This window comes from Haliea salexigens DSM 19537 (assembly GCF_000423125.1).
In the GTDB taxonomy this organism is placed as follows: domain Bacteria; phylum Pseudomonadota; class Gammaproteobacteria; order Pseudomonadales; family Halieaceae; genus Haliea; species Haliea salexigens.
In genome coordinates, this window is the sequence record NZ_AUHJ01000017.1 from 26,815 (window position 1) to 48,927 (window position 22,113).

General features: G+C 64.2%; 21 protein-coding genes. 13 read left to right on the forward strand and 8 right to left on the reverse strand.

From position 1 onward, the window contains the following. Nucleotides 1–21 precede the first annotated feature (21 nt). From G533_RS0115625 to G533_RS0115640, 3 genes are read right to left on the reverse strand one after another with little or no spacing between them, the layout of a single operon-like run. A complete protein-coding gene (locus tag G533_RS0115625) occupies nt 22–1,215 on the reverse strand; it encodes a hypothetical protein (RefSeq protein ID WP_027950775.1) in 1,194 nt (397 codons plus the stop codon). Then, on the reverse strand, nt 1,212–2,309 hold the full coding sequence (locus tag G533_RS0115630; RefSeq protein ID WP_144079909.1) for a hypothetical protein: 1,098 nt from the start codon (nt 2,307–2,309) through the stop codon (nt 1,212–1,214). The genes G533_RS0115625 and G533_RS0115630 overlap by 4 nt, the downstream gene beginning before the upstream one ends. Further along, a complete protein-coding gene (locus G533_RS0115640) occupies nt 2,293–3,549 on the reverse strand; it encodes a hypothetical protein (protein ID WP_144079910.1) in 1,257 nt (418 codons plus the stop codon). The genes G533_RS0115630 and G533_RS0115640 overlap by 17 nt, the downstream gene beginning before the upstream one ends. 148 nt (nt 3,550–3,697) lie before the next feature. Here G533_RS0115640 and G533_RS0115645 point away from each other — a divergent pair, with 148 nt between their 5' ends. Next, nucleotides 3,698–4,510, forward strand: a complete 813-nt coding sequence (locus G533_RS0115645; protein WP_027950778.1) for a thioesterase family protein — start codon at nt 3,698–3,700, stop codon at nt 4,508–4,510. Here the strand turns inward: G533_RS0115645 and ggt are convergent. Continuing rightward, nucleotides 4,504–6,243 carry a gamma-glutamyltransferase gene (ggt, locus tag G533_RS0115650; protein WP_027950779.1) on the reverse strand — a complete coding sequence of 580 codons (1,740 nt, stop codon included), beginning with the start codon at nt 6,241–6,243 and terminating at the stop codon, nt 4,504–4,506. The two genes, G533_RS0115645 and ggt, sit on opposite strands and share 7 nt — an antisense overlap. Nucleotides 6,244–6,339: 96 nt before the next feature. Between ggt and G533_RS0115655 the strand changes: the two genes are divergently transcribed. Genes G533_RS0115655 through G533_RS0115665 form a run of 3 tightly spaced genes read left to right on the forward strand, consistent with a single transcriptional unit; the run spans nt 6,340 to nt 7,800 of the window. Next, nucleotides 6,340–6,645 (forward strand): hypothetical protein, encoded by a 306-nt coding sequence (locus G533_RS0115655; protein WP_027950780.1) that lies wholly within the window; start codon nt 6,340–6,342, stop codon nt 6,643–6,645. Nucleotides 6,646–6,672: 27 nt separating this feature from the next. After that, entirely contained in the window at nt 6,673–7,308 is a 636-nt protein-coding gene (gene pdxH, locus G533_RS0115660; RefSeq protein ID WP_027950781.1) for a pyridoxamine 5'-phosphate oxidase, read from the forward strand. Between the two features lie 36 nt (nt 7,309–7,344). Next, complete coding sequence (locus G533_RS0115665) at nt 7,345–7,800, forward strand: lipocalin-like domain-containing protein (protein WP_027950782.1); 456 nt, start codon at nt 7,345–7,347, stop codon at nt 7,798–7,800. On the opposite strand, the gene G533_RS0115670 is transcribed toward G533_RS0115665, so the two are convergent. After that, entirely contained in the window at nt 7,801–9,084 is a 1,284-nt protein-coding gene (locus G533_RS0115670) for a CinA family nicotinamide mononucleotide deamidase-related protein (protein WP_027950783.1), read from the reverse strand. A 100-nt stretch (nt 9,085–9,184) separates the two neighbouring features. Here G533_RS0115670 and G533_RS0115675 point away from each other — a divergent pair, with 100 nt between their 5' ends. The 4 genes from G533_RS0115675 to G533_RS0115695 all read left to right on the forward strand — a co-directional run bounded on the left by G533_RS0115675 (nt 9,185) and on the right by G533_RS0115695 (nt 13,216). Beyond that, nucleotides 9,185–9,784 carry an NUDIX hydrolase gene (locus G533_RS0115675; protein ID WP_158413428.1) on the forward strand — a complete coding sequence of 200 codons (600 nt, stop codon included), beginning with the start codon at nt 9,185–9,187 and terminating at the stop codon, nt 9,782–9,784. A gap of 760 nt (nt 9,785–10,544) precedes the next feature. Further along, entirely contained in the window at nt 10,545–11,177 is a 633-nt protein-coding gene (locus G533_RS0115685) for an FKBP-type peptidyl-prolyl cis-trans isomerase (protein ID WP_027950786.1), read from the forward strand. 5 nt (nt 11,178–11,182) lie between these two features. Next, nucleotides 11,183–12,346, forward strand: coding sequence for an iron-containing alcohol dehydrogenase (locus G533_RS0115690; protein ID WP_027950787.1), 1,164 nt, complete (start codon nt 11,183–11,185; stop codon nt 12,344–12,346). An 81-nt stretch (nt 12,347–12,427) separates the two neighbouring features. Continuing rightward, nucleotides 12,428–13,216 carry a ParA family protein gene (locus G533_RS0115695; protein WP_027950788.1) on the forward strand — a complete coding sequence of 263 codons (789 nt, stop codon included), beginning with the start codon at nt 12,428–12,430 and terminating at the stop codon, nt 13,214–13,216. A gap of 45 nt (nt 13,217–13,261) precedes the next feature. On the opposite strand, the gene G533_RS0115700 is transcribed toward G533_RS0115695, so the two are convergent. After that, nucleotides 13,262–14,389: a nitronate monooxygenase gene (locus G533_RS0115700; protein WP_027950789.1), complete on the reverse strand. Its 1,128-nt coding sequence runs from the start codon at nt 14,387–14,389 to the stop codon at nt 13,262–13,264. A 201-nt stretch (nt 14,390–14,590) separates the two neighbouring features. Here G533_RS0115700 and G533_RS0115705 point away from each other — a divergent pair, with 201 nt between their 5' ends. Both G533_RS0115705 and G533_RS22300 read left to right on the forward strand, forming a co-directional pair. Further along, nucleotides 14,591–15,211, forward strand: coding sequence for a phosphoadenosine phosphosulfate reductase domain-containing protein (locus G533_RS0115705; RefSeq protein WP_035528503.1), 621 nt, complete (start codon nt 14,591–14,593; stop codon nt 15,209–15,211). Nucleotides 15,212–15,286: 75 nt separating this feature from the next. Next, nucleotides 15,287–16,495, forward strand: a complete 1,209-nt coding sequence (locus G533_RS22300) for a transglutaminase domain-containing protein (protein ID WP_051230467.1) — start codon at nt 15,287–15,289, stop codon at nt 16,493–16,495. Here the strand turns inward: G533_RS22300 and G533_RS22305 are convergent. Then, on the reverse strand, nt 16,459–16,857 hold the full coding sequence (locus tag G533_RS22305) for a PPOX class F420-dependent oxidoreductase (RefSeq protein ID WP_051230469.1): 399 nt from the start codon (nt 16,855–16,857) through the stop codon (nt 16,459–16,461). The two genes, G533_RS22300 and G533_RS22305, sit on opposite strands and share 37 nt — an antisense overlap. Nucleotides 16,858–16,955: 98 nt before the next feature. Here G533_RS22305 and G533_RS0115720 point away from each other — a divergent pair, with 98 nt between their 5' ends. The 3 genes from G533_RS0115720 (at nt 16,956) to asnS (ending at nt 19,936) form a co-directional block, all read left to right on the forward strand. Beyond that, nucleotides 16,956–17,912 carry an SDR family NAD(P)-dependent oxidoreductase gene (locus G533_RS0115720; protein ID WP_027950791.1) on the forward strand — a complete coding sequence of 319 codons (957 nt, stop codon included), beginning with the start codon at nt 16,956–16,958 and terminating at the stop codon, nt 17,910–17,912. After that, nucleotides 17,909–18,457: a lipid-binding SYLF domain-containing protein gene (locus G533_RS0115725; RefSeq protein ID WP_035528505.1), complete on the forward strand. Its 549-nt coding sequence runs from the start codon at nt 17,909–17,911 to the stop codon at nt 18,455–18,457. The genes G533_RS0115720 and G533_RS0115725 overlap by 4 nt, the downstream gene beginning before the upstream one ends. 81 nt (nt 18,458–18,538) lie before the next feature. Next, nucleotides 18,539–19,936 (forward strand): asparagine--tRNA ligase, encoded by a 1,398-nt coding sequence (gene asnS, locus G533_RS0115730; protein ID WP_027950793.1) that lies wholly within the window; start codon nt 18,539–18,541, stop codon nt 19,934–19,936. 34 nt (nt 19,937–19,970) lie between these two features. On the opposite strand, the gene G533_RS0115735 is transcribed toward asnS, so the two are convergent. Then, complete coding sequence (locus G533_RS0115735; protein ID WP_027950794.1) at nt 19,971–21,962, reverse strand: VacB/RNase II family 3'-5' exoribonuclease; 1,992 nt, start codon at nt 21,960–21,962, stop codon at nt 19,971–19,973. Nucleotides 21,963–22,113: the final 151 nt, after the last annotated feature.

Below are 22,113 nucleotides of genomic sequence, written 5' to 3' on the forward strand. Positions count from 1 at the left end.
TTGTGGCGGCTGGTCCCTGGGTCAGGGGTTGTCGACGGTTGGAAGGGGTTCCAGCAGACCGACTTCGGCCTGGTAGATGTCCGCCAGCAGTTCGCGCCACTGGGCGTACTGTTCTTCGACGTTGCCGCTGAGCATTACAGTGCGGTCTTCCAGTTCAATGACCTGCGGCGTAATTTCCGCTTCCAGCGACATGCCCAGCTCTTCCAGTGCGGCAACGTGAATCTGGGCCTCGGCGCGTTTTTCCAGGCCACTCTTGAGCAAATAGCCACCGCCGATGATGGCGACGTTGCCGGCAGCTCTGCTGGAGCGTTCACTGCTGCCCGCCGCATAGATGCCGGCAAGGATCGCCGCACCGCCGGCGATCAGGTTGCGCCGACTCTCAGCCTGTAATTCCTGCAGCGCAATGGCCTCTTCGTAGCTCATCTTGCGCCACTCCTGGTAGGGCACCTGCATTTCGCCGCTGAAGTAGCCGTAGTGCTCCTGCAGTGTGTCGACGAACAGCTGGTCGCGCTCGCGGATGCTGCGGATGCGCTCCAGCATGGGGTCGTCATCTGCGGGCAGGCGGCTGACCTCCACGACACCCTTGCGGTTCTCCGAGAGATAGCCGTCGAAGGCTTCAGGAGAAAAGCTGCGGGCAAACTGCAGTTCGGTAATCAGGCGGATATCCTCGCGCTGGGCCAGGGTCAGGCTTTCCTGCTGCCGCGCCAGATCGTTGGCAATGGTGTGGTAAATGGCCTGAAACGGGTCGTAGCTGGTGCGCGTTGTTGGCGCATAGGCATACTTACTGGCGTTCGCCTCGTAGGTCTTGTCCAGCCATTCGGCTCCGCGGGCATCGCGCGCGACGATGTGCAACTCGAGGGTTTCACCGTCCGAGTGCACAATGCGCCCCCGTACCAGCAAGTCAACAGTCTGGCGATCGGAGGGAATGACGCGCACCGCACCCCAGGCACCGCTGTTCTGCATGGCCTCGGCGAGCAGTCGGGGCATAAAGCGCGCCTCCGCCTTGCGCACCTCGGGGTAGATTTGCTGATCCTCTTCATACTCATCGAGGCCGGGGTCGAACACCAGTACGCCAACGTCCAGCAGCGCCGTCTCGGGCGCGACCTCGGTTGGGCGCTCCAGTGGTGGCACCGCGGAGGTTTTGACGGTCTGGTTGACACAAGCGGTCAGCGTGACCAGCAGCAGCGCAGCAAGCGCAAGCCGGGCGGTGGTCATGGAGTGAGTCCCTTGTATTTGCGGTATTCATCCCAGAGCTTTTCGCGTACTGCAGGGTCGGGCTCACGCATGGCCGCTTCGCGCAGCTGTCGGGCGACGACATCGTCGTCGTTGCCGCTGGGTATGTCGTCAGGTGCCGGGTAGCGGGCCGTATTGGCGGGGGCCGAGCGCCCGGGCGTGTTGACGCTGCCGCGCCCGCCGCCGGCTCCGGCCACGGTGATATCTTCGCCGTAGGGCCCCTCGCGGCCACCGGCCGGGGCGCCACCCGCGGACTCTGAGGCGGGTGTGTCGTCACTGCTGGCGCGGCGCGCGCTGCGCTGGCGGGCCTGTTCTTCAAGAATCATGGTGTCGAAATCGCCCGCACCGGCTTCCAGCCGCGCATCGAGAATTGCCACTTGTTCCGCCGGGGTCAGTGGCCCGGTGCCGGCACCGGCATTGCCTGGCGAGCTACCTTGGGTGTCACCCGGCCATTGCCCCGACGCTGCACCCGTTTCGCTGCCGGTGCCGGCGCCTTCCCCCGTGCCCGCATTGCCGCCTTGAGCGGCGGCTTCCATGGCCGCTTCGAGAGCGGCGAGGGTGCCGGGGTCCAGCGTTGGGTTGTCGCGCATGTCGGGCAGGGCGGCACCGCCGGTGCTGGCTTCAAATCCCGGTTCACCCGCCGGTTGCCCGCCGCCTGCGGGGTCGCCGGCGCTCGCACTGGCTGTGCCCTGGTCGCCGTCTGTACCTTGGTCGCTACCGGTAGCGGATGCGGGTGTCGCCTGCGTTACGCCACCGGCCTGCGCAGTGTCCTGGGCTCCGGACGTACCCGTGTCGGGCGTGCCCGCGCTGCTGCCGGGTGAGCCGCCCGCTGTAGAGGGCATTGATGAGCTGCTGCCGCTGGCGGGTGAGCTCGGGCTACTGCTGGAGGACGATGAGCTGGAAGACGATGCGCTCGGGCTGCCGCTGCTCGATGACGCGGAGGGTGTGCTGGGTGATGAGGGCGACTGGGTGGGGTTGCTGGCACTGGGGCAGCCCGCCAGCATCAGGCACAATGCAGCGCAGCCCGCGCTGCGCAGCAGGGTCGATGCATGTGATGTTTCAGCGTGTACTGTCATAGGCCATAACCAGGTTGTCGGTGGCGACCGGCGTGCCGGAAGCGAGGTCGAATCGCGGTCGGAACGGGGTGTTGCGCAAGCTGCGCATGAGCCGATTGGCGAGTCCGTTTGCCACACCGGAATCATCCAGTCGTTGCAGGTCTGAGACCTTGCCGTCGGCCGCGACGTTAAACCCCAGTAGTATATCCCCATCCCCCTCGACAGCGAGAGGCCCATGTACATCAAGGCCGTCCAGGGCCGGCAGCGGCACAGGCTCGGCAAATAGCTCATTGTACAAGGCTTGGGCAGCGGCATCGTCCGCAAGTTCCGCGAGCACCTTCGCATACTCCGCCATGGCGCCTTCACTGTCGCCGTGCCACAGCAACCAGTCACCCATGAGGGTCTGCGCGCGCGCCCCTGCCTGGGGGTCGGCGCTGCCGTGTAGCTGTTCGAGATCGTAAATCGCCTGCAGTACCGCCCGGCCCTTGTTGAAATTGTCCCTCAGGTAGCTGTTGCCCAGCGGGCGCAGGTTGTTGCTGGTGAAGCCATTGCCCGTGTTGTCCCCGCTATCGGGCCAGCGATACCCGGCAATCAGGTACTGCGCCTGCAGCATGCCGTACAGGGGGGGCAGAAGGTCGCGGGAGGTATCGCCGCTCTGGTCAAGCACCTCAGTCAGCGCCAGCCGGTAGTACTCCCACATTTGCAGCAGGCGCAAGCCTGGCTCCTCATCCATGTTCAGCAGGAAGGCCTGTCGCTGCCAGTCGGCTTGCTGTACGTAGGCCCGCACGCGCTGCGCAGAAGAGAGCGGAGCCTTGCTTTGAACGCGGTACAGGTAGCGCTGCCGGTCATCGACGGCCCGATAGTCCCCCAGGGCCTGCAGGCTGGCGATTTCGGACTCCAACAGGGGCAGTTGGTCGAGGCTGTAGAGGCCGGTGCTCACCCGGGCCAGGTGGGTGCCGCGTTTGAATACCGCGGCGGCTTCGGCGTGGCGCCCCTCCGACTGCAGGGCCAGCCCCAGGCTCAGGAGCCGCTCGGGCAGCACCGGGCTGTAGGCGCCGTACTCGCTTTCGAGGTTGGTGATGGCCTCCTGCAGCGCGCGCCGTTGTGCCCGGGTGTCTATGTCGCGGCTGGCGACTGGCGCTTGAGCCGCATCATCTGTCGCGGTGTCGTCGGTGGGCGCCGCGGGTAGTGTGTCAGCGAACCCCTGGTTCGCGCCGAGCGCACCTGCCAACAGGAGCGCCGCAAAATACAGTCCTTTCATGGCATCGATCACCATCGCGAAAGCGCTTGTTCGGGCCCGGTAGGAGCGACCAGCGCCGTTCAAGTATATACATTTACGCCAGCCGCACACAAAATACGCGGCTGCGCCTGTTTTGGCGCATTTTCGTCCACCCGATTCCGGAGCCGTCATGTCAGAGCCTGTCACGCCCAGCCAGTTTGCCCTGGAAACCGCCGTGCAACGGCGCGGCGAGAATCTGTGGACGGCGGAGTTACATGCAGGCTGGCGCATCGGCGCGGTGCCCAATGGCGGGTATGTGCTGGCCATTGCCGGCAGGGCGCTGAGCGAGGCGCTGCCGCACAAGGATCCGCTGGCCGTCAACGCGTTCTACCTGGCGCCCACCACGCTCGGGCCGGTCGAGTGCCGTGTCGAGCTGCTGCGCGCAGGTGGCAACACCAGCCATGCCAGCGCGCGCCTGTACCAGGACGGTGAGTTGAAGATGGTGGTGACTGCGGCCTACACCACGCTGGCACGCTTGCAGGGCCCGAGCTGGTCAGGGCAGGCTCGACCCCATTTTCCGGCCTGGGAGGCGTGTGTGAGCGGCGGCGACAGTGGCCTGGAATTCAGGCAGCGAGTCGACATTCGTCTGGTGGAGGAGGCAGCCGTATTCCGTGGCGGCGAGCCCAGCGGCAGCGGCGAATTTCGCGGCTGGGTACAGCACGCGGATGGCGCCCCACCCGACGCTATCGCCCTGCTCATGTTCGCAGATGCTTTTCCGCCCCCCGTATTCGACGTGCTGGGTGTGGTGGGTTGGGTGCCCACGGTGGAGTTGACCGTACAGTTGCGCGGATTGCCGGCGCCTGGCCCCCTGCAGGCGCGTTTGTTCTCCAAACACCTTACTTCCGGCGTGATCGAGGAAGATGGCGAGTATTGGGATAGCGCCGGCAACCTGGTTGCCATCAGCCGCCAGACGGCCAAGGTCCGGCTGCCGCGGGCTCAGTAGCCGGCAACGTATCCCCCGGGCCGACGGGTGTCGGTCGCACCCAGCAGGTAACCCCGTTCCAGCATGATCGACTGCGTGCGACCCAGCGTGCGCCCGGCAATGTCCACGTTGTGCCCCAGTGCGCGCAGCAGGCTCAGGGTATCCGGGCTGACGCCCTGCTCGACAACCAGTTTGTCCGGCTGCCACTGGTGGTGCACCCGCGGTTCCGCCGCCGCTGTGGCAATGTTCATGTCGAAAGCCATGGCATTGAGCACCGTTTGCAGTACCGAGGTGATGATGAGGCTGCCGCCGGGGCTGCCGGTGGCAATCCAGGGTTTGCCCTCGCGGAACACCATGGTGGGGCTCATGGACGACAGGGGGCGCTTGCCCCCCTCGATGCTGTTGGCTTCGCCCTCCACCAGGCCAAAGGGGTTGGGCTGACCCGGGTTGGCGGCAAAATCGGCCATTTCGTTGTTCAGCAGCATGCCTGTTCCCGGCACGGCGATGTGTGAGCCAAAGCTGAAATTGAGCGTGTAGGTATTACTCACCACATTACCGAAGCGGTCGGCTACGGTGTAATGGGTGGTGTCATGGCTGGCGTCGACCAGTACTTTGCCCGGCGCAATCTCCTCCGCCGGGGTTGCACGGCCGGGTTTGATCAGGGCGCGTTGCCGCTCGGCATACGCCTTGTCGATAAGCGCGTCGACCGGCACGGGCTCGAAATCGGGGTCTGCCAGGTAGCGGCTACGGTCGGCATAGGCCAGTTTCATCGCCTCCGCCAGATGGTGAATGTAGGCGGCGCTGTTGTGCCCCATGGCCTGGAGGTCATAGCCCTCCAGGATGTTCAGTATCTGGATGATGTGGATGCCGCCGGAAGAGGGGGGTGGTGTGGATACGACCTCGAAATCCTTGTAGCGACCGCGGACCGGCTCGCGCTCGATCGCGCGGTAGGCCGCCAGATCCGCGCGGCTGATCAGGCCATCCCCCGCCTTCATCTCCGCGAGAATACGGTCAGCCACCTCCCCTGTATAGAAGCCCTCGTGTCCTTCTCTGGCAATCTGCTCCAGCGTCCAGGCCAGGTCCGGTTGCTGCCAGCGGGCACCAATCGCGGGAACGCGCCCCTCGGCATCGAAGAACAGTTTGCGCGCCTCGGCGTTGGTGGCCAGGCGTTCGGCGCGCGCGGCGATTTCCTGGTTGAGCGCGAAGGAGACCTCCAGCCCGTCGCGGGCCAGGGCGATGGCTGGTGCCATGACCTTCGCGAGGGGCAATGTGCCGTAGCGCTTCTGGGCCAGCACCAGGCCCGCCACGGTGCCGGGAACACCGGCGGACTGGTGGCTGAAGTAGGCCCGTTGCCGGTCCACCTCGCCCTGTGCATTCAGGAACAGGTCGCGCGTGGCGCTGGCGGGGGCTGTTTCGCGGTAGTCGATCAGCGTCTGCCGGTCCTCCTCGGCCAGATGCACCAGCATGAAGCCGCCGCCCCCCAGATTCCCGGCGCGCGGGTAGCTTACCGCCAGCGCAAAGCCGGTGGCGACCGCAGCATCCACTGCATTGCCACCGCGACGCAGTACATCGAGGCCAATTTCGGCGGCAAGCCGTTCGGGGCCGACGACCATACCCTCGCGCGCTACGGTGGGCAGGAAGCGGCTGCCGAAGTCGATAATCGGTTCTTCTGCGGCGGGCACCTGTGCCTGCGCGAGGGGGGCGGGCAGCAGAGTCACGCCCAGCAGAATAATCAGGTAACGGGTCAGTTTCATCAGGTGGATCCTCCGGCGCCGAAGGGCCGCACTTTACCTGTTTTGGCAGGCAACGCATACTCACAGGCTGTCGTCACACCGGGGAGGCAGGGCGGAGTGAATACACTGCTTGAGCACATAACGGAGCGTCTCGATAGCCTGTTTGCACAGCTCGCCGAGGGGCTGGATGCGCCGCCGGCACAGCGCCTGCGCCTCGAGGGTTTGCTTGAGGCGGCGGTGCTGCTCGGCGGCGCCAGTGAGGATGAGCTGACGGCCCTGCTGAGTAGCCGTTACCAGGCGGCGTTCTCGCGTACGCCGCAGGACGATTTCGGCGCGCAGTGGCGACAATTGTTTCCGTTCCCCCAGATACCCGCCATGCAACAGCGCGCGCCGGTCGTTCCCAGCACATCCGATGATCTATAATGCCGCTTTGTTTGCAGGACTAATGCAGTGAATTACGAGGAATTCAGGCGCGAGTATCTGGCCGGCGGACTCCGGCGCGAGATGCTGGCACCCTGTCCCATTGCCCAGTTCGAGACCTGGTTGCAGCAGGCAGTGGAGAGCGAGATTACCGACCCCACGGCGATGGTGCTGGCCACGCTGGATGCAGATGGCGGCCCCTGGCAGCGTATCGTGCTGCTCAAAGATGTCGCCACCCGTGGCTTTGTGTTCTATACCAATTACAGCAGTGCGAAGGCGGCGGACATCAGCCGCCACCCGCAGGTGTCGTTGCTGTTTCCATGGAATATGCTGGAGCGTCAGGTGATTGTTGCCGGCCGGGCGGAGCGCCTGTCGGCACTGGAGTCGGCGCGCTATTTCCTCAGCCGCCCGCGGGAGAGCCAGCTCGCAGCGCTGGCATCGCGCCAGAGTCGGCCGGTGTCGGCGCGCGCGGTGCTGGAATCGCAGATGAACGCCCTGCGGCGCAAGTTTGCCCAGGGCGATATCCCGGTGCCGGACTTCTGGGGCGGGTACCGGGTTGTTCCAGAGCGGATCGAGTTCTGGCAAGGTGGAGCGCATCGCCTGCACGACCGGTTCCGTTACTACCGGGAAGGCGACGGCTGGCGCATAGAGCGCCTGCAACCGTGAACAGAATGGCACGTGGTCAAGGAGTGAAGCAGAGCAATGGTTGAACAGCAGCAACTGGTTGGCGCCTGGCAGTTGGAGTCGTGGTCAATTGGCTACGAGGGCCGGGATGACTTTAGCAGCCCCTTCGGCGAGGACCCCCTGGGTCTGCTCGTGTATACGGCAGATGGCTGGATGAGTGCTTCCATCAATCGACGTGAGCGCGCCCGCTTGCCGGAGGATGCCAGCCCGCGGAAAGTGCCCGATGCGCAGCGCGCGTCAGCCTACAGCAGTTATTTTCACTACGCGGGGCGTTACCGTGTGGTCAATGGCAGCGTGGTGCATTACGTGACGCAAAGCCTGAACCCGAACTTTCCGGGTACCGAGCAGCTGCGCCACGCCGAACTGGACGGGCAGACGCTGGTGTTGACCGGCAAGGACGAGGTGGCCGGCACTGTCCGGTACCACACGCTGGTGTGGCACCGGGCGCCGGCCACGCAACCCGCTGCCGGGTAGTCAGCGCGCGCGCCGCTGCGCGAAGTAACGGGGCTCGCTGTGGAGTCCCAGCAGTTGCCGCCGAATCATGTCCAGGCCGGCAGCGGCAATCATGGTCTGGAACAGCGTGCGTTCCACTGGCCACAGCAGGCAGCGGGTGCGTAAATCCTCAGCCGTTCCCCAGGCCAGCCAGACCGTGCCCACCGGCTTGTCGGGCGTGCCGCCCTCCGGCCCGGCAACGCCCGAGACGGCAATGGCGTAGTCGGCCCGGGCCCGCTCCAGGGCACCCAGGGCCATCTCCCGCACCACCGCCTCACTCACCGCACCGTGGCTTGCCAGCGTCGCGTCGCTGACCCCGAGCACGCTCGACTTGATATCGTTGGCGTAGGTCACAAAGCCCGCGTGAAAGGCCTGCGATGATCCCGGAATACGTGTGAGCTGGCTGGCGATCAGCCCGCCGGTGCAGGATTCTGCCGTCGTCAGGGTCTGCCCGCGCGCGCTCAACAGTTCCAGTACCTTTGCCGCCAGTTGCGTGTCGCCTTCGCCGATGATGTGGTCGCCCACCAGCTCCCGCAGCCGCTGCTCACACCGCTCGCGCAACGGCAGGTCGGCGGCATCGGCCACGGCCAGCTTGATCTCCATCTGGGGCGCCCCGGCGCGAAAACCCAGCTCCACCGCGGCGGGCCAGTCCGGGATGGCATCGTTGATCAGTTGCTGTGCACTGGACTCCCCCAGGCCAAAGGTTTGCAAGCGGAGAATGTGCCGTTGCGCCGGTCGGGTCAGGGCGGCAGCGAGGTCGTCGACGATCAGGTCGAGCATGCGGCGCAGCTCCCCCGGCACGCCTGGCGTACAGATCACCCGGCACTTACCCAGGTAAAGTTCAAAGCCCACAGCGCTGCCAATGGCGTTGTCCACGATGCGGGACCCCGCGGGCAGCTGTGCCTGCTTGCGGTTGGCGGCATCCAGCGGGATATTGCGCCGCCCACACCAGGCCTCCAGGTGCGCGACCGCCTGGGGGTGCTCCTCCAGTGGCACCCCCGCGGCTTCTGCCAACACCACAGCGGTCAAATCGTCCACCGTAGGCCCGAGCCCGCCGTTGACGATCAGGACATCCGCACTGGAGGCCATCGCCGTCAGCTCCCGGCACAGTAGTGCCCGGTCGTCGCCCACGGTGACCTTGCGGTAAATACCCAGCCCGATGTCCGCGAGTCGCTGGGCGATCAGGGCCGAATTGGAGTCGACGGTGTCGCCGCTCATGATTTCGTTGCCGGTCAGTAACAGTTGCACCTGGGGGTCGCGATGCACGGCCTCACTCCTTGAATTGAAAGGCGCACAGTGTAGTGCCGATGCTTTTGTTCAGGCAAAGTGCTATTTTTGCCCTTTTGACTCATGCCTCAGGAGACACGTGCCCGCGCAGGGCGCAGCGCCGATGACCCGTTACTGCCCTCAATGTGGCGCAAGGCTGGAACCCCACGTGGTCGGCGGCGAGCCGCGCAACCACTGGCGCTGCACCGCCTGCGCGCGTCTGCACTACGATCACCCGATGATCGTGGTGACCACGTTTATCGCGTGCGACAAGCGTCTGCTCTGGGTGCAGCGTGCCCTGCCCCCCAAGGTGGGGTCCTGGGCCATACCGGGCGGCTTTCTGGAGCAGGATGAGACACTGGCGGAAGGCGCGGCGCGCGAGTTGCGTGAGGAAGCGGGCGTGGTGCTGCCGGCATCCGAGCTGTCGTTTTATATGATGGGCACAATCACGTTCATCAATCAGGTGTATGTGGCGTTTCGGGCCCGTGTAAGCGACGAGTCTTTGTGTCCGGGGCCGGAGTCGCTGGACGCCGGTTTTTTTTCGCGTGAGGAATGCCCCTGGGGGCAGGTGGCTTATCCCGAGGTGAACGATTCGATTTTTCAGGCCTATGACGACCTGGAGTCGGGACGTTTTGATATCTGGCATACGGAGATGACGGCGGAGCGATATCAGCGGCACCGGGTGCGTGAGTTGCCCTGACGTTGGGGTGATGTCTTTTTTGGCGCCGTCTCATTCAGTCGGCGGCCCGTTGGGCCGCTGCGTCGCTTTGCACGGCGCGTTATTTCCTGCTCCATTCCGGGCGCATGCGGCGCGCCGTCCTTTGGGTGTTTTTGCGCTACCTTCTGCCGGTCGATTGCCGAAGGTATTTGGTCACTTGTCATGGTGGCGGTGTTCTTGGGGTGGCTTTTACGCACTAGCAGGGCTGGTGGTGGGGTGCGTTTAAGAGAGTTGTGGGGGCGCACCGACGCCCTCCAAGTCCGCAGGAAACAACCCACCGCGCAAATCAACGCGGGTACGTTGACGAATGGAGCGGGGCTTCGTATTGAGTGGGGCTTCATAGCCGAGGTTTCCACCCGCGTTGATCCGGTGTGCGGGGGTCTTTTTGCGGACTCGGAGGGCGTCGGCGCGAACACAGCCTCCCCTTAGGCCCTGCCAAACACCAGCCCTGCTAGTACGCAAACGCCTCCCAAGCAGTTGGCAGCCTTGGTATGTGCAAGACCAGTAAATCATCACGCCGCCAAACGGCAGCGCAAAAACACCCAAAGGACCGCGCGCCGCATGCGCCCGCAGTGGAGCAAAAAGACCCCCGTGCTCCGGAGCGGCGCAGCGGCCCGACGGGCCGCCACCCCGAAGCACCCACCCACAGCACCCACCCCCACCCCCACCCGCAACAACCCACTCTTCACCCTCCCTGATATACTGTGCCCCTACTCGTAAACAGCCGATACCGGAGCCCCGCATGCCACTACAACCCGAGGTCGAACTGACCACCGATGAACAGAAAGTCAGCTACGGTTTCGGCCTGCAGTTTGGCGACCAGCTGCTGCGTAACGACTTCCCGGGGCTGGACCTGGCGGCGGTCATGGCGGGCCTGCAGCACTGGTACAACGAACGCCAGTCACTGCTTGCCGACGGCGAACTGAACCCCAGCTACGATGCCATCAAGGCCAAACAGGAGGCCGTTGCCGCCGAGCTGGTGGCGAAGCGCGAGGCGTTGGCTGCACAGTTCATGCAGGCCAATGCGCAGCGCCCCGCAGTCAGCACCACAGCCAGCGGTTTGCAGTATGAGGTGCTGGAGGCGGGTGAGGGCGCCAGCCCCGGGCCGCGCAGCAATGTTGTCACCCACTATCATGGCACCTTTGTTGACGGTACGGTATTCGACAGCTCCGTGGATCGCGGGGAACCGGCCCGTTTTGGTGTCCACGAGGTGATTCCAGGGTGGACCGAGGCGCTGCAGCTGATGCGCATTGGCGATAAATGGCGCATCGCCTGTCCGCCGGCGCTGGCCTACGGTGCGCAGGGTGCCGGTGACGCTATTCCACCGAATACGGCGCTGGTGTTTGAGATCCATTTGCTCGGCATTGAGGAGTGAGCGTTATGGCGCCGGCCAGTATCCACCTGCCGCGCATCCTGCGCATCGGGGCCGGTGCCAGTGCGACACTGTTGGACACGCTGGGCGAATTGGGTCTGGCCCGGCCGCTGCTGGTGACGGACCCTTTTCTGGCCGAGCGGGGCTTTGCGGAGCGGTTGTTGCAGCCGCTCATGCGGGCCGGTATCGCCTGCCCGGTGTTCGCCGAATGCGTTCCCGACCCGACAACAGACAGTGTTGCAGCCTGTCTGTCGCAGTTGCGCAGTGGGGATTTTGATTGCTTGGTGGCGCTGGGAGGCGGCAGTTCGCTGGACACGGCGAAAGCGGTGTCGGTGTTGGCACTGCACGGCGGTGCTATGCGCGATTTCGCAGTGCCGGCTACTGTTCCCAGCGGTCTGCCGGTTATTGCCATTCCCACGACGGCGGGGACGGGTGCCGAAGTGACGCGCGCGGCCGTGATCACCGACACGCTCACGCAGGAAAAGATGCTCTGTATGGGGCTGGGTCTGGTGCCGGTCGCCGCGCTGGTGGATTTTGAGCTGACCCTGAGTATGCCCCATCGGTTAACGGCCGACACAGGCCTGGACAGCCTCTGCCACGCGCTGGAAGCGTATGTCAGCCGCAAGGCCAATGCCTTTACCGACAGTATTGCCCTGACCGCGCTGGCCAGTATCAGCCGGCACTTGCGCACGGCCTGTGAGGACCCCGACAACCGGGAAGCGCGCGAGGCCATGATGCTGGCGGCCACCCAGGGCGGCATCGCCTTTGCCAACGCGTCTGTCACCCTCATTCACGGTATGAGTCGTCCGCTGGGCGCGCTGTTTCATGTGCCGCACGGCCTCAGTAACGCCATGCTCCTGCCTGAGGTGACGGCCTGGTCGGTCGGCCATGCGCCGCAGCGCTATGCGGAGTGTGCCCGCGTTATGGGGCTGGCGCAGGCGCATGACAGCGACACGCAGGCGGCGGATCGCCTGGTAGCGGGGCTGCGTCAGCTCACTGCTGACCTGGAGGTGCCCGGCCCCCGGCAGTGGGGCATCGCCGAGGAACCCTGGTTTGCCAACCTGGACACCATGGCAGCACAGGCCCTGGCGTCCGGTTCGCCGGGTAATAACCCACGTGTGCCGGAAGCAATGGATATCGTGGCCCTGTATCGTCGCGTTTGGGCCGCCTGAAGGCGGCCTCCCCTACCCAACGCGGGGTGCATTGGCTACACTCCCCGGCCCCAGCAGCAAGCCGCCCGGAGGCACGAAACCATGAAACGCGTTGTATTTAACCAGAAGGGCGGTGTGGGCAAGACCAGTATCACCTGCAACCTGGCGGCCATCAGTGCCGCCCGCGGCCTGCGTACGCTGGTTGTGGATCTGGACGTGCAGGGCAATACCACTCACTACCTGGTGGGCGAGATTGATGCCGATGCATTTCCGGCCGAGGCGCAGGGCGCAGCCGGGCTGTTCAAGCAGACCGTAGGCTCGCGCAAGATGCATCAGAACCCGGATTCCTTCGTCTGGGAAACACCCTGGGAAAACCTGTTCCTGCTGCCCTCCAGCCCTGTGCTGACGCAGTTGGAGCGCGAGCTGGAGTCGCGCTACAAGATCTACAAGCTGCGCGATGCGCTGCAAAAGCTGGATGCGGAATACGACCGGGTGTACATCGACACCCCGCCCAATTTCAATTTTTACTCCAAGTCCGCCCTGATTGCAGCAGACACCGTGCTGGTGCCCTTCGACTGCGACAGTTTTGCTCGCCAGAGCCTCTATTCCCTGATGGACAACATCGCTGAATTGCAGGAGGACCACAACCCGGACCTCGCGGTGGAAGGCATTGTGATCAACCAGTTCAACAGCCAGGCGCGTTTACCGGGAGAGCTGGTGGCGGAGCTGGAGGCAGAGGGCTACCCGGTGTGCGCCACCTATCTCAGCGCGTCGGTGAAAATGCGTGAGTCGCACCACGAACATCGCCCGCTGGTGGATCTGGCGCCCAGTCACAAGCTGACACAGCAGTTTCTGGCGCTCTATGATGAATTGGAGAGCGGTCGGGCCTGAGCCCACTGGCCACCCTGCTGTGGGGCCGGGCGCTCTGCTTGAACGCTAGACTTTCGGCAACAGGCCGCCCGCTTTGTCGACGGCATCCACGTACTCGTCCAGCAGCCGGTAGATAACCTGGCGGCATGACTCGATGGTGTTCAGTTGCCCGATGACCTGTCCGCAGGGATTGAAGGCAATTTTCTGGCAGTCGCCGGCATCGGCATAGACCGCGGTGCGGCGAATGCCGTCCGAGGTCACCAGCCCCTGCAGGGGCATGCCCAGCGGGTCGGGGGTGTCCGCGCGGTCCCAGGCCGCTGTCCAGTCGTTTTTCAGCATGCGGCAGGGTTTGCCAGTCCATGAGCGAGAGCGCACGGTGTCTTCACTGCTGGCGTTGAGGAGCGATTGTTTCTGTGCCGGTTGGGTGTGAGCCTCTTCCACGGTCAACCACAGTGAACCGGTCCAGACGCCAGCTGCACCCATCGCCATGGCGGCGGCAATCTGCCTGCCGTTGCCGATCCCGCCCGCTGCCAGCATAGGCAGGTCGCCAATGGCGTCGACGATTTGCGGCCAGAGTACGATAGAGCCCACCTCTCCGGTGTGTCCGCCGCCTTCACCACCCTGTGCCACAACGAAATCGAGTCCGGCTTCCTTGTGCTGCACCGCCTGCTTCACCTTGCCACAAAGGGCGCCAATCAGCCGCCCCGAGTCTTTCACCTGTTTGATTTTATCCGCCGGTGGCGTGCCCAGTGCGTTGGCGATGAGGCGGCATTTCGGGCGCGTCAGTGCCTCGTCCAGAAGCGGTGTGGCGGTGGCGTCGGTCCAGCCCATCAGGCCCATGGTCTTGCTGCCGTCCGGCCACTCCGGTACACCCGCATTGGCCAGCAGCTGTTCGGCGAACTCAATGTGCTCTTTGGGCACCATGGCCCACAGCTGTTTCTCCATGTCTTCCGCCGACAGGGCGTCCATGCCCTCGTATTTCTGCGGGATGACAATGTCCACGCCGTAGGGACGGTCGCCGATGTGGGCGTCAATCCAGTCCAGCTCTTCCTTCATCTGCTCGGGGGTAAAACCCACCACCCCGAGTACACCAATGCCTCCGGCCTTGCTGACGGCAACAACGACGTCGCGACAATGGGTGAAGGCGAAAATGGGGTACTCAATACCCAGGCGCTCGCACAGTGAGTTGGTCATGAGGTGTTCTCCTCCAATCGGCTGAACGGAAAGTATTGTCCCGCCGGCGGGCAGAGGCAATGGTGCCTGAGGGCCAGCGAAAGTGGCGCATCTGCTCAGGCCCGCATATAACCTTATAAAATCTAGTTATTTGTCAGCCCAATTTTGATTCTTTAGAGTTCGCGTTCTCTAATACACCTGTTACGCAAGGTTGTTGTGAAAATGGATTTAAAAAGCGTCAATGACATGCTGCGAGGCGCCAGCGCGCCCGCGGTAGTGGAGTGGGCGCTGGCGCAGGGACGCCCGACCATTGCGACCACCAGCATGGGGCGCAATGCGGCGCTCATGCTGCATCTGGTGAGCCAGGTTGACCGCTCGGTGCCCACCGTCTGGATCGATACGGGCTACAACCTGCGGGATACCTATGTGGTGGCGGAGCGCCTGATTCGCGATCTCGAGCTGGATATCCGCGTTTACAGCCCGTTGATGACCTCGGAGCGACGCAACGCCATCATGGGCGGCATTCCCACCGTGGATGAGGAAGAGCGACATCGCGAGTTCACGCGCCAGGTGAAGCTGGAGCCGTTCGCGCGGGCGCTGGATGACCTGCAGCCGGAGATCTGGCTCACCGGCATTCGCCGCGAGGAAACCGAGCATCGCAAGACACTGGATATTGTTTCCCTCGATGATCGGGGCATTCTCAAGGTGGCGCCCATCTTCTATTGGTCCGAGGCCGACGTCGAGGACTACATGCAGCGCCACCAGCTGCCCACCTGCCGCCACTATTTCGACCCCACCAAAGTGCATGATGGTCGCGAGTGCGGCCTGCACACCGCCGCTTGACCCTGAGGCCCTGTCGGCGGATCCGCTATACTTGAGGCAGGACATTACCGTCTGTTGTGAGCAACGGAGTAGCCTATGCAAGCAAGCCGGTTGCTGCGGGCGGGTGTGTGGGCGGTGCTCGCGGCGGCTCTGAGTGCCTGTGGCTCGCTGGGCGCACCGTCGCTTGACCTCGACAGCCTGCCAGCCCTGGTGCTGGACAGTGGCAAGCAGATACCTGCAGCCGATGTGGCCACCGCGCCTGGCGTCGAACCACTGCTGCTGGTCACCCCGCAGATGCACGACTTCGTGGCCCGTTTTGCGCCGCGCGAAACGAGCCCGCGCGCCCGCCTCCTGGGCCTGCACGAAGCGGTACGTGGCGCGGGTGCACTGGGTGTCGGCTACAATCCCGCGGCAGATGGTAGCGCGGAGCAGGTGTTTGCCAGCGGTGATGCCAATTGCCTGTCTTTCGCCCATCTGTTTGTCGCTCTGGCCCGGGAGGCGGGGCTGGACGCGCGCTATCAGTGGCTGGACGTACGTCCCCAGTGGACCCGCGTCGGCGAACGGCTGACTATGCGAGTGCATGTCAATGTGATGGTCCGCATGCCGCATGGCGAGCAGTTCATGGTGGATATCGACCCTTTGCAGGCGCGCGACATTGCGGCATCGCGGCTGCTGGCTGACCGTGAGGCCGCGGCGCTGCACGACAACAACCTGGCCATGGTGGCGCTGGGGGAGGGGAATCTCCCCGTTGCGTGGATGCATCTGGTCAACGCCTTGCGCCAGAGCCCCGATCTGCCGCTGCTCTGGGTCAATCTGGGGGCAATCTACCGCCAAACCGGGCAACTTGAGGCGGTGGAATGGGCACTACTGCAGGCGCTGGAGCGCGACAGCGGGGAGCGTTCGGCGATGAACAACCTGGCGCTATTATATGACCAGACCGGGCGCAGCCGTGAGCGCGATGCCTGGTTGGCGCGCATTCAGCGCTACCGCGAGCGCAACCCCTACTACCTCGCCTGGCGCGGTGACATGGCTGGAGAGAGCGGTGACTGGAATGAGGCCCTGCTGCAGTACCGCAAGGCCCTGGACCTGCAGCCGGGAGACAGCGCGCTGCTTGCGGCAACCGGTATCATTCACTTCAAGCTGCAGCAGTACGGTGCGGCGGAACGGCTCTTGCAGCAGGCAATCGACGCTGCCAGCCTGTCCAGTGAGCGGCGCGAGTACGCGGCACAGTTGGAGCGGATTCGTCGGGGCCGCGATCACGGCGGTGTTCAGGCATCAGGCGCGGCCGGCTCAACCCGGATATAGGCGCGCTTGTGCAGCTTGCCGCCGAGCCGCGACAGCGCATCCAGCCCGCGCATCTGCCAGCCGTACTTGCGGCGCAAGGCGGCGAGGGCTTGCGCGATTTCCGTCGGTGAGTCCACCAGGTAAGCGTTTGCCTCGTGCCATTCACCCGTCAGCCGGCCGCTGACCGTGCAGGGCGCGATGCGCGCGCTACTGAAATTGCGCAAGCGTTTGACTTTGCCGGCATCGCCCGCGGAAAACAGGTAGTACACCCCGTTATCCGGTGCAAACCAGACCGGCGTGGGGACGAACTCTCCGTTGCGCTTGCGCGTAGCGAAGCTCAGATAAGCGCAGCGCTCGAAGGGTGCTGCAGGACGATTTTTCATGGCGTTTTCCGTGCAAATATTGACGGCCCGGGCTTACGCGGCGCAGCATAGCCCGGCACAATGGCTCACGATAACAGAACAGCAGAGGAAAACAGTAGATGCGTACATTGGGATTCGAGACCACCACCGGTGAGGTGATTGCGGGACAGGATTTAACCGGGCGTGTGGCTCTGGTGACGGGGGCCTCCGCTGGCCTGGGTGTAGAAACAGCGCGCACGCTTGCCGGTGCAGGGGCCACGGTGTACCTGCTGGCGCGTGACCGCGGCAGGCTTGATGCGGCGCTGGACACCCTGCGCGCGGAGAACCTGCCGGGGAAGCTGGAGTCGGCATTGCTCGACCTGGCCGATCTGGACCAGGTGCGTGAGGCTGCCGCGGGATTGCTTCGTACCTGCCCGAAAATCGACATCCTGATCAATAATGCCGGTGTCATGGCCTGCCCCCTCGGCCGCACAGCCCAGGGCTTCGAGATGCAGCTGGGCACCAATCACGTGGGCCACTTCCTGCTGACCTGCCTGCTGTTGCCCGCCCTGAAGGCTGCGGGGTCACCGCAGCGTGCGGCGCGCGTGGTCAACCTGAGTTCTGCGGGCCACAGCTTTGCGGCGATGGATTTCGAGGACCCGAATTACCGGCAGCGCCCTTACGACAAATGGCAATCCTATGGCCAGTCGAAAACCGCCAACGTGTTGTTTTCCCTTGCACTGGATGCACGCGTAGCGGCCAGTCATGTGCGTGCCTTTGCGGTGCACCCTGGCGCGATCAGCACGGAGCTGGGGCGTCACCTCGACCAGGAGGACATGGAGCGGATTGCCGCGGCGTTTCCTGGTGGGAAAATGTCCTTCAAATCGGTGCCGCAGGGCGCGGCAACCTCGGTCTGGGCAGCGACGGCGCCTGAACTGGAGGGGAAGGGTGGCCTGTACCTCGAGGATTGCCAGATAGCGCAGCCCGCTGCCGATGGTGTCATTGGCGGCGTACATCCCTGGGCGCTGGACGAGGAGGCCGCCGAGCGGTTGTGGCAGCTGTCTCAGGAATGGGTGGGACAGGAATTCGCTGCATGACAGCGCTGCTAAAGCACAGTGCCGCGGCAGTGATGGCGCTTTTGCTGGGGCTGGCGACAGTGCCGGCCGTAGCCGATACCCGCGAGGCCATTGAGTCGAAATCGGATGCGGCACTGGACGACCTGCGGCGCTACTCACCCGGGGTCAAGGCCCTGCTGAAAAAAGCGCGGGGTGTGCTGGTGTTTCCGGATCTCGTCGATATGGGTTTCGGCGCAGGCGGACAGTACGGGGAGGGCGCCCTGCTGGTTGATGGTGAGCCGGTTGCCTACTACGCCTCCTCTGCCGGGCCCGCGGAGCTGCCGCCAGGCGCGACGCGGGCCGCCAAGGTCATCCTGTTCATGACCATGGATGCGCTGGTGTCGTTCCGCAACACCGTCGGGTGGCAGGTGGGTTTGCACGGTGAGGTCGACCTGGTGCAAACGGCCGGTGGCAACGTCCGCCTGGCGAGGGCCCGGCACCCGGTGCTGGCCCTGAGCTTCTCGGACAAGGGTATCATTGAGGGCGCGGACCTCAACGGCAGTACGATCAACCGCATTGCGCGCTGAGCGCCCTGGCTGTGGCGGCCGCGCCGGGCTTTGGGTATGCTGCGCGGCTTTCTTTCTATGCTCACGCGGGAGAGCCACCCCATGCCTGATCACAGCCCGGTTGTTGCCGTCCTCAAAGGTGAGCTGCCCGTTGGCAGCGAGGTTACCGTAAAAGGCTGGCTGCGCAGCAAGCGCGACTCCAAGGCCGGTATTTCGTTTCTGTCGATTCATGACGGTACCAGTTTTCATCCTGTTCAGGCCGTGGTGCCCGCGAGCCTCGACAACTACGAGAGCGAGATCATCAAACTCTCCACCGGGTGCGCGGTTGCCGTATGCGGTGAGCTGGTGGCTTCCCAGGGGCAGGGGCAGGCCGTGGAGATCCAGGCCAGCCGCGTGGAAGTGCTGGGCTGGGTGGAGGACGCCGAGACCTACCCGATCGCCAAGAAGCGTCACACGTTTGAGTACCTGCGTACCCAGGCGCATCTGCGCCCCCGCACCAACACCTTTGGTGCCATCACGCGGGTGCGCCACACCCTGGCGAACGCGATCCACAGTTATTTTCATCGGGAGGGCTTTTATTGGGTCAACACGCCCATCATCACCGGCAGCGACTGTGAAGGTGCCGGCGAATTGTTCCGGGTCAGCACGCTGGATTTTGCCAACCTGCCGCGTAATCCCGACGGGTCGGTAGACCATCGCGCCGACTTCTTTGCGGGGGATGCCTTTCTCACCGTGTCCGGACAGCTCGAAGTGGAGTCCTACTGCCTTGCCATGAGCAAGGTGTACACCTTCGGCCCGACCTTCCGTGCGGAGAACTCCAACACCAGTCGCCACCTCGCCGAGTTCTGGATGGTGGAGCCCGAGGTGGCCTTTGCCGACCTGCAGGCCAATGCGGACCTGGCGGAGTCGCTGCTCAAGCATGTCTTTGCCCGGGTGCTCGAAGAGTGCGAAGACGACATGGCGTTTTTTCAGCAGCGTATAGATGACACCGTCATGGAGCGGCTGCGCACGGTGGTGGATAGCCCGTTCGAGCGCATGGATTACACCGAGGCGGTGAAGACCCTGCAGAACTGTGGCAAATCCTTTGAGTTTCCGGTGAGCTGGGGCGTGGACCTCGCCTCGGAGCACGAGCGCTACCTGGCGGAGACCCATGTGGGGCGCCCGGTGGTGGTCATGAACTACCCGAAAGAGATCAAGGCGTTTTACATGCGCCTGAATGACGATGGCAAGACGGTGGCGGCGATGGACGTGCTGGCTCCCGGCATCGGTGAAATCATCGGTGGCAGCCAGCGCGAGGAGCGTCTGGACGTGCTGGATGCCCGCATGGATCCCGAGGTGCGTGAAGAGTTGTGGTGGTATCGCGACCTGCGCCGCTACGGCAGTGTGCCGCACGCCGGTTTTGGCCTGGGCTTTGAGCGTTTGCTCAACTATGTCACTAGCATGGAAAATGTCCGCGATGCCATTCCTTTTCCGCGTACACCCGGCAACGCCAGTTTTTGAGCAGCGCCCCGCTGGCGGGGCGCGCCGGATCATCTCAGTTTGACGCCTCGCCTGTGCCGGCGTCTTTCGGCGGTTTCAGGCCACTGCCGGGGCGCACCGCGAACAGCGTCTGGTAGTTGTTTTCCGTGTCGCAACCCAGATAGTCCAGCTCCACGGTCTGTTCAAGGTGGAAGCGCCGTGTGGTGCTGGTGAGGCTGGCAGTCCATTTGTCGTAGCTGAATTTTTCCGGGTCCTTGCGCAGGTCGACAAAGCCCTCCAGTCCACAATCCAGCAGGCGCACGCTCATACCGGAGCTGTTGATGTGCACGATGCGGCCGCTGAAGCCCTCGCTTCTATCGGCGGCGACACGCGCCAGGTACTTGCTCGCCAGCCAGCGCTCCGCTTCCTGCGTGGCAGCGCGGACGTTGCCCAGGCGCTCTTTCAGTGCGCTGAGCTCTGCGCCGCTGACCTGCTGCGCGGGTTCCCCCCGCAGCAGCGCCTTGATCTGCAGATGCACCAGGAAGTCGACGTATTTGCGCAGGGGTGAGGTGCAGTTGGTATAGCATTCCAGCGCCATGCCCATGTGCAGCCCGGCCCGTGTGGACAGCTCCGCGCGGGTGAGCAGGCGGTTGATCATGGCGCGCAGCGGCAGCTGGTTTTCGCTGGCGGCCAACCGGCGCATGATGTCCCGGTACCCCTCCCGCGACGTCGGGTCCAGTTCCGCAACCTCCGGGGCGTGCAGGGCGAGAAATTTCCGGCATTCCTCGAGTCGGTCAGCGCGAAAACCGGGGTGGGTGACAAACGGCCCACTGCCCTCACGCTCGGCGAGGAAGCGGGCCGCGCACCGGTTGGCGGCGATCATGCATTCCTCGACCAGCTTCTGCGATAGCAGCTTCTCGTGCGGCTCGATGGTTTCGATCTGTTTCTGGTCATTGAGAATCCAGCGGTATTCGCGCCGATCTTCCATCACCAGTTCACTGGCCTCGCGTTGTGCTCCCAGCGCACGGTAGACCTGATAGAGCGCTTCCAGCGGTGTGGCATGACTCATCAGGTCGTCGCCGTGGCCGTTGAGGTAGCGGTCCACGGCAAAATAGGAAAGCTTGGCGCGCGAGCGCACGGTGGCTTCCACGAACTCGAAGGCGCCCACCTGGCCGCTGTCACTCACGGAAATCTTGCACACCAGGGCCGCCCGGTCATTGCCCTCGGACAGGGCGCAGGTGTCCTGGGCCATTTGTTCGGGCAACATGGGCAGAACGTCACCGTGAAAGTAGACGGTGGTGCCACGTGCGGCGATGTCCTGCCGCAGGCTGGAGTCGGCGGGCACCCAGGCACTCGGGTCGGCGATGGCGACGTAGAGGGTCCAGCCATCGCTGCTGATGTCCGCGTACAGCGCGTCGTCGATATCCTGGGTTTTGGCCGCGTCGATGGAGACGAACTCAAGGTCGGTAAGGTCCTGGCGCCCCTCACTGGCGAGCGGGCGCGCGTCCGCGAGTTGTTTCTCCAGGTCGCGCAGCGCCGCTGAACTCCAGCTGGGCGCCAGTCGGTATTTGGCGATGCTGTAGAGATTCTCGATACCTGGTGTCTGGTCGTTGCCAAGCACCTGCAGCACTTTGGCCTGGGGCTTGCCGTCCCGAATCGGGTGGCGCAGTATCGCGCAGCGCAGGTAGTCGCCCTCGCGCACGCCGTTGCGGGCGTGCGGCGGTATGAACAGCCAGCGTTTCAGTTGCGGTAGATCGGGTTGCACAAACAGCGCCTTGCCTTTGCGCACGCAGCGGCCACTGAAATCACCGAGGGGGCTGTCCAGCAATTTCTCGATATCGGCGACAAGCTTGTTGTCTCCCGAGGGGCGGATGCAGACGCGAACCCGGTCATCCGGGAATGCCTTGAGCATTTCGTCCGGCGGCACGAAAATTTCCCGGCCATCGGCGAGTACGGCAAAGCCGTAGCGGGACTGAGTGCCCTTGATCACCGCGTCGGCGCGCTCTTTTTCGGCCTCCATCTGGGATTTGAGGCCCTTGAGCTGGGCGAGAGAGTCCGAGTTGAGCATCGCGGCAATCGAGTCTTTGGCTGGTGGCTAAACAAGCACGCTATCCTAGCCGAAAACCGCGGGGCTGTCAGGGATTCATCGGTCGTTGACATTGTGTGGCCCAGGGTTTGTAATCAAGGGACGCTTTGGTTTTGCCTTTACCAGGAAGCGC